The following is a 7,161-nucleotide window of genomic DNA, read 5'->3' as shown; positions in this document are numbered from 1 at the left end:
GGAGTGTTCAGGTGTTCCGGGAGTTGGCTGAGGCCAATCCGGGGGTGGTGGAGCGTCAGCAGCAGTTCGCGTGGTCGTTGCATGTGCTGGCGGCGCGTCATCAGCAGGCGGGGCATCCTGAGCAGGGGGCGGGTCTGGGTATCGAGGGGCTGCGTATTCTGCCTCGGGTTCGTGACGCTGGCGATGCGGTGCGTGTTGATGTGGCGGCCAATCTCACGCATGTGAGTGGTTATCTGGCGCCGGGGGAGGAGGCGGTGGCGGTCGCGGTTGGGAGTGTTCAGGTGTTCCGGGAGTTGGCTGAGGCCAATCCGGGGGTGGTGGAGCGTCAGCAGCAGTTCGCGTGGTCGTTGCATGTGCTGGCGGCGCGCCACCAGCAGGCGGGACATCCGGAACAGGCAGCGGGCTTGGGTATCGAGGCGTTGCATATCCTGCCTCGGGTTCGTGACGCCGCCGACGCCGCCCGCGCCGACATCGCCGGAAACCTGATGTACATGTCCGGCTACATGCTCCCGGGCGACGAAGCTGTGAACCTCGCGACTGCCGTCACCCAGCTGTGCCGCAGCGTCCTGGCGAGTTCGGGATCGGACGCCGCGAGGCAGGCGCTGGTCGCGGCCCTGAACAACCTCGCCGCCCGGCTGGCGGCCGTCGGCCGACTCGACGAGGCGAACACCGCCACTCAGGAAGCGCGAACACTGTCACATCCGTAGATCGTCCACTTGGACCTAGACGCGTCCGAACCGGCCGGCCTTCGTGTCGCTGATGAACGCGTGCCACTCCTCAGGGGTGAAGTTCAGCATCGGACCGGCGGGGTTCTTGCTGTCGCGGAGGGCCATGCTGTCACAAGGAAGGCGCGCCACCTCTACGCAGTTGTCGTCGGTTCCGCTGTAGCTGCTCTTCTGCCAGGCGAGCATGCCTTCGTCCATGTTTCGCCTACCTCGTGTGTTGGTCCATCAATGCGGCTATGAGCTGGGTCGACTCCTCTGGAGAGAGCGCCGACGTCGACACATGGGTAAATATGAGGCTATACCGCTGATACTCCTCGGGTCTCTCCAGCCAGAGACTGTCTGTGGCCGTTGCCATGTAGACCAGGCTCGGGTCGCTCGGGAAGTCCAGGATGACGAAGGGGCCACCTGTGAGCGCAGGGTGCGCACCGACGGCGTTCGGGATTACCTGAATGGTTATGTTCGGCCAAGATGCCATCTCAATGAGATGGTCAAGCTGGGCGCGCATCACTTCTTTCCCGCCTATCGCCTTGAGGAGCGCGGCCTCATCGATGATCGCGAGAAGGGATGGCGCGTCCTCACGGCTAAGGATCTTTTGGCGGGCCAGCCTGGCTTCTACGTGGCGACTCACAACAGCTTTGTCGAGTACCTGGCCGCCCCGGAAGACCGCAGCGGTGTAGTCCGGCGTTTGGAGCAAACCGGGAACGAGGGCGACTTCGTACGTGCGGATCACTGACGCACCGGCCTCGAAGGCCGGCAGGTTGCTGCGAAAGACGTCCTTGTAGTCAGCCCACCAGCCTCGTTGGCGTGACTCGCGGGCGAGCGTGAGCAGGGCTTCCCGCCGGTGCTGATCGGTCACGCCGTAGAGGTCGAGCAGGAGACGGATGTCGTGGACGTTGGGCAATTTCCATTCGTTGCGCTCGATTCTGGTTAGTTTGCTCGGTGTCCATTCGAGGCGCTTGGCGGCCTCTGTGGATGTAAGTCCACTCCCTTCTCTTAACTGGCGAAGGGTGGCGGATAGCTGCCGTCGTTTCACTGTCGGACTCTGTATCGCCATCGCTCCGCCCCTCTGCGCAGATCGCCTAATCCGCTTCAATCGACATGCAACGGAAAAATATAGATGTTCTGATTTGGGTATTGCGTGAAAATGGCGCCCGCATCAATATGGGCGGGAGAAGGTCGGTCCTGCCAGGCGTTGCACCGCCTGGCAGGACCTTGATCGCACGTCGGAGGTGCGACCTAATGCGAAACCTTAATAGAAGTGCGCGCGTTATTCGGGTGCGTTGGGAGGCCGCGCGGCCGCCGATGCCGCTCGGGTGCCGTTGGTGTGGGCATCCGCCGTACGCACATGAGAGCGAGAGCCTGGCGCACCGGCCGCGCCATGAATGGGAGCAGCCCACCGCCGCGCAGGTCGGCGCGCGGATGAGCGCCAGGCGGCGTCTGGGGCTGGAACGGTTGCCGGCGGCTGTCCCGGTGCGCCCTTCGCCGAGGTCCACGCCCTGCCGTGTCTCGTCCGAGCCCGATGTCCTGCCGGGCGGGCGGCACAGACGCAAGCCGGAGCCGCTGACGGCAGGTGCCATGCCTTATCGGCGTGGAGGGCCGCCAGGCACGCGGCTCTCGCCCGGTGAGCGCGAGCCGTACCGGCATGAGGCGGCCGCGTGAGCAGACGTGATCACTACGAGCGACCGAGTGGACGGCATCGCCGTGGAGCGCGGCCTGCCCAAACCTTCCAGCGACGGTGGGATCTGGCCGAACGGGCCACCGCGCACCAGTTGGACCAGATAGAGCCCGGATGGACGATCTGGTACGGCGTGGGCACGCGACGGTTCTACGCCATCGCCACCTGGCCCGCTTCCGGACCTTTGATCGTGCAGGCGCGCGTCGCCGACGAACTGCGCGACCTCATGCGCGAGGCCGAGCGGACACCATGGCCCGGCCCTTCTGGCACCGCCTCCCCGCTCGCGGCCGACCGGTCCGCCGGGACGCCGCATCCGCCCGTACGCACCCGACAACCACGGCAAGGAGCCCCGATGCGGGAGATGCCGGACGGTCTTCGTACCGTCTGCTGGGACCTACCCCATGACCTGGCGATGGTCGGCAGAAGCCGCCTCATCGTCAAAGAGACCCTCATCGCCTGGGACCTCCGTGATCTTGTAGACGACGTGGTCCTGGTCGTCGATGAGTTGCTGGCGAACGCGGCGAACTACGGGGAACCCCCGATCAGGCTCTCCCTTTGGGCGGCGGCCGGAGAACTCTGCGTCCGCGTCACCGACCACGGTCCCGAGCGGCCCCGTCACCTCGACCTCGGCCTGGAAGCCGTCCACGGCCGCGGCCTCGCCATCGTCGCCGCCCTCGCCCACGACCACGGCATCACCCCACTCACCGACGGCCCGGGCAAAACCGTCTGGGCCCGCTGGAGACGCGCCATCCAGGAGACCTGCTCTGCCTCCGGCGATTCGTCCACCGCACCATTGCGATCGCACGAGGAACCGCCGATGCCACTCACAGAATCCAAGTGACCGGCTGGTTCTCCGGCGGGCGGATCGCGGCCGTCGCGTCCGTCCCAGCATGAACGGCCGCAGGCCCTCTCGCTGCACGTTTCGCTGGTTCAGCCGCGACGAATCCCGCCGCGCGGGGTATGCATGCTATGTAAGTAGGAAAATAGCCGGGGGATTACCGGTGAGCGCGTGGGTGGGGTAAGCCGTGAAATCTCGGGTGTGGTTGATGCGGCAGAGCTAGCCTTGTAGGCCGGATCCGCACCCAAATGGAGAGCCCCCTTGGTAGAGCAGCCCTCCCTGTTCGGCCCAGATCTTGAGACGGTCCCTTCCAAGCCTCTTGGCGCTCAGTACCAGCGCATGCGACTGTTGATCACAGTCAAGGCCGCTCCCAATCCCTCGGAAACTTATGGAGAGACCGTATGCGTCGCGGCACTGCGCCTTGATCCGGGTAATCCTGGCTGGATCCGGCTTTATCCGATCAACTATCGCGATCTCGATAGCAACCTCAAGTTCCGGAAATACGACGTCGTCACGCTGGAGGCCAAGCCCAGCCCGAACGACCCACGAGCCGAGAGTTGGCGACCACGAGCCGACAGCTTCGTCGTGGAGACACACCTTGATGGCTGGCCGAGACGGATGGCCTACCTTGGCGACTATGTAGAGGGTTCGATGTGCGATCTCATCGCCGCCGTCCGTCAACGTCCCACTGCCAGGTCGCTTGCGGCCATCAGGCCTCAGGAAATCCTTGATCTGATCGTCAAGCCGCACCCTGGCTGGACAACTGAGGAGCAGAGAAAGATCGATCGCTATGTTCAGCAGCTCGGGCTTTTCGACTCGGCGCCTAGGGTGGCGCTACAAGCACCCCGTTTCAAGGCGTGGTACCACTACCGCTGCCAGTCTCCTGCCTGCAGGACCCATCAACAGGGGATCTATGACTGGGAGTTGGTCGCACTCCAACGTCGAGTGCGTACGCGCGACGATCACGTGATTGAGAACGCGATCCGGGAGAAGTTCTGGGACATGATGTGCGCGCCGGAGCGCGACACGATCTTCTACGTGGGCAACCAGCAGGCGCATCCGCAGAGCTTCATCGTGCTCGGCGTCGTCTATCCGGGCAGAGTCAGGCGGACAGGGGATAGGTGAAGCGCTCGCTGAGGGCAGACAGGACGAGGTCGCGGTGGCAGCGGTGCTGGTCTGCTTCGAAGCACATGACCGCTACCACGTGGCGGCGGCCGGCCTCGGCGATGCGCTTCAGGCACTCTGCGGCTTCTGGTCCCGTGAGTTGAGCCGAATAGACGCCGCGTGCGGCGACCAACTCCGCGGGCGAGCCGCTGAAACCGGGCCTGTTCGATTTGGGGTTGCCCAGCTCACGCATGTGTTCGTAGGCGATGCCGGCTTCGGAGAGGGTCCTGGCCAGGGCCGTCTTGCTGAACCCGCGCTTGCGGGATATGGGGTTCAGCCGCACGTCGACCAGAAGCGTCACGTTCTCACGACGCAGCAGTTCGACGAACTCCGCGATGTCACGGCCTTCGTAGCCCACACCGAATGCTCGTGCGCTTTGTTGCTTCAGCGGCATGATCTCCACCTTCCCACATGGCCGCCTCGGGCGCCTGGCGTGTGCGGACCTTCGCCTGGGTGCCCGCCGCTGCGGTGCGGCGGGTACGGGCAGGTGTGACCGCTTACTGGAGGGCGGGGCGGGAGGGTTTGTAGAGCCAGGCGTCGAAGAGGGGGGCGAGGGATTTGCCGCTGAGGTTCTCGGCGAGTTTGACGAAGTCGGGGGTGGTGACGCCGCCGTAGCGGTGCTGGTCGGTCCAGGTGCGCAGGAGCTTGAAGAAGGTGTCGTCGCCGATCTGGCGGCGCAGGGCCTGCAGGGTCATCGCGCCGCGCACGTAGACCGAGTTGTTGAACAGGTCGTCGCGCTGGGCCGCGCCCGGGGGATATTTCCACATCGGGGCGTCCTTGGCCGAGTAGTAGTCCTCGAAGGTCTTCTGGGCGCTCTTGCCGCCGTTGTGCTCGCTCCACAGCCATTCGGCGTAGGTGGCGAAGCCCTCGTTGAGCCAGAGGTCCTTCCAGCGGGTGATGCTCAGGCTGTCGCCGAACCACTGGTGGGCGAGCTCGTGGGCGATGATGCTCTGGTCGGGCTGGAAGCCGCCGTACATCGGCTTGGTCTGGTTCTCCAGCGCGTAGCCGGCGGAGAAGTCGTCGATCACCCCGCCGGTGGAGGAGAACGGGTAGGGCCCGAACACCGTGGACCAGTAGTCGGTGACCTTGGCCGACGTCGTGTACAGGAAGCCGAGCTCGTCGCGGAACGCCGGGTCGGTGGCGGCGTACACCGGGATGCCACCGGGGGACTGGCCGGTCTTGACGTCGAACTTGCCCAGCGTGATCGTCGCGAGGTAGGTCGCCATGGGGTGCGCCTCGCGCCAGGAGAACGTCGAGCGGCCGCCGGAGGTGACCGGGGCGCCGCGCAGCTCGCCGTTGGCGACGACCGTGGTGCCGCTCGGCACCGTGACGTCGAAGTCGAACGTCGCCTTGTCGGCCGGGTGGTCGTTGCAGGGGAACCAGGTGCGGGCGCCGTTGGGCTCGCTGGTGACGAACGCGCCGTCCTTGGTGGGGATGAAGCCGTAGGTGCCGAGGTTGGAGGAGTTGCGGACGGGCTCGGGCCGGCCGCCGTAGTCGACGCTGACCTTGAACACCGTGCCCTTGGCGAGCGCGGCGGCCGGGTCGATGATCAGCTCGTCGCCCTGCCTGCTGAACTTGGCGGGCTTGTCGTCCACGCTGACCTTGCGGACGGTGAACCCATGCAGGTCGAGGTCGAACCGGGACAGATTTTGCGCGGCGCGGGCCCTGATGTCGGCGGTGCCCGAGAGGTTCTTCGCCGCCGGGTCGTAGGCGAGCCTCAGCCCGTAGTGCTCGACGTCGTAGCCGCCGTTGCCGTCGGTGGGGAAGTCGGGGTCGCCGATGCCGGCCGCGCCGATCGTGCTGCCCTGCGCCTGGGGTGCGTTCGGGGCCGCGCTCGGCGCGGTGGCTCCGTTGGAGGCCGCGCAGGCGTTGAGGCCGAGGACCGTGACCGACAGCAGGGCGGTGGTCATCCGCCGTGGACCCTTGAACTGCATGTGAGGCAGCCTACGTGAAAAACCGCAGGTCATCAGGCATCTACGACGATGGTTGAGGCGGCTTTGTCGTGCAGCGCCTGCTTTTTTCCGTCGAACAAAATCCACAACAGGTCGACCAGGCCCAGGCAGCACACCACGCCGAAGATCCCGTAGACGGCTTCGCGGACCGCCGCCTGACCGGTCGTGACCGGTTCCTGGGTTGGGAACTGCACGACCCGCAGGCGCAGCAGCCTCTTGGCGGGCGTCTGGCCGTTCCAGAAGGCCGTGAACACCCAGAAGTACAGGAACCAGACGACCGCGACGGCCAGGCCGTTGACGGTGTGCACGGCTTCGAGGGTGCCGTCGGGCGCGCGTTCGGTGACGGTGGCGGAGAACGGCGAGGTCAGCACGCCGACGATCAGGAGGTCCAGGAGGCCGGCGAACAGCCTGCGCCAGCGCCCGCCGAGCGGGGCGCCCCAGGGGCCGTACGGCGGACCGTCCTGGTCGTACCCCTCCCAGGGCCGGGCTCCGTATGGTCGCCCGCCCGGCGGCCCGCCGGGTGATCCGCCCTGCGGCCCGTACGGCGGTTCGTAGGGCGCTCCGCCCTGCGGCCCGTACGGCGGTTCGTCGCGTGGCCGGTGCGGCTCGTGCGGGGGGCCGCCGTACGAGGGTCCCTCGGACGGCGGGGGTGGCTCGTCCGGGGGACCGCCGTACGGCGGCTCGCCTCCTGGTGATCTCATGCGTGACTGATCGCCAGGAAGCGGTGACGCCAAACCGGGCCGGGGGTGGTCCCGGTCGGGCGCCGGTCACGGCCGTGCGGGGGACACGGCCGTTCGGAAGGCCGCG

The 7,161-nt window shown here is 66.5% G+C and carries 8 protein-coding genes; 3 read left to right on the top strand and 5 right to left on the bottom strand.

Going from position 1 to position 7,161, the window contains the following annotated elements; all coding sequences use genetic code 11:
* A partial coding sequence (locus ACZ6QO_RS24955; RefSeq protein ID WP_465854009.1) for a hypothetical protein occupies window positions 1-707 on the top strand: 707 nt, incomplete at its 5' end.
* A 15-nt stretch (window positions 708-722) separates the two neighbouring features.
* Here ACZ6QO_RS24955 and ACZ6QO_RS24950 read toward each other — a convergent pair.
* Window positions 723-923 carry a DUF397 domain-containing protein gene (locus ACZ6QO_RS24950; RefSeq protein ID WP_465854008.1) on the bottom strand — a complete coding sequence of 67 codons (201 nt, stop codon included), beginning with the start codon at window positions 921-923 and terminating at the stop codon, window positions 723-725.
* Between the two features lie 7 nt (window positions 924-930).
* A complete protein-coding gene (locus ACZ6QO_RS24945; RefSeq protein ID WP_465854007.1) occupies window positions 931-1,779 on the bottom strand; it encodes a helix-turn-helix domain-containing protein in 849 nt (282 codons plus the stop codon).
* Between the two features lie 715 nt (window positions 1,780-2,494).
* Between ACZ6QO_RS24945 and ACZ6QO_RS24940 the strand changes: the two genes are divergently transcribed.
* Together ACZ6QO_RS24940 and ACZ6QO_RS24935 are read left to right on the top strand one after the other, a co-directional pair.
* Entirely contained in the window at window positions 2,495-3,241 is a 747-nt protein-coding gene (locus ACZ6QO_RS24940; protein ID WP_465854006.1) for an ATP-binding protein, read from the top strand.
* 336 nt (window positions 3,242-3,577) lie between these two features.
* Entirely contained in the window at window positions 3,578-4,363 is a 786-nt protein-coding gene (locus ACZ6QO_RS24935; protein ID WP_465854005.1) for a hypothetical protein, read from the top strand.
* On the opposite strand, the gene ACZ6QO_RS24930 is transcribed toward ACZ6QO_RS24935, so the two are convergent.
* From ACZ6QO_RS24930 to ACZ6QO_RS24920, 3 genes are all read right to left on the bottom strand, one after another.
* Window positions 4,341-4,796, bottom strand: a complete 456-nt coding sequence (locus tag ACZ6QO_RS24930) for a DUF488 domain-containing protein (RefSeq protein WP_465854004.1) — start codon at window positions 4,794-4,796, stop codon at window positions 4,341-4,343. The genes ACZ6QO_RS24935 and ACZ6QO_RS24930 overlap by 23 nt on opposite strands.
* 103 nt (window positions 4,797-4,899) lie before the next feature.
* A complete protein-coding gene (locus tag ACZ6QO_RS24925; RefSeq protein ID WP_465854003.1) occupies window positions 4,900-6,336 on the bottom strand; it encodes a M1 family metallopeptidase in 1,437 nt (478 codons plus the stop codon).
* 32 nt (window positions 6,337-6,368) lie between these two features.
* Window positions 6,369-7,055 carry an RDD family protein gene (locus ACZ6QO_RS24920; RefSeq protein ID WP_465854002.1) on the bottom strand — a complete coding sequence of 229 codons (687 nt, stop codon included), beginning with the start codon at window positions 7,053-7,055 and terminating at the stop codon, window positions 6,369-6,371.
* Window positions 7,056-7,161: the final 106 nt, after the last annotated feature.

The organism is Sphaerisporangium sp. NPDC049457, from assembly GCF_055586705.1.
Note: the sequence above shows the minus strand (reverse complement) of the source record. Positions and strands in the feature narration are given on the sequence as shown.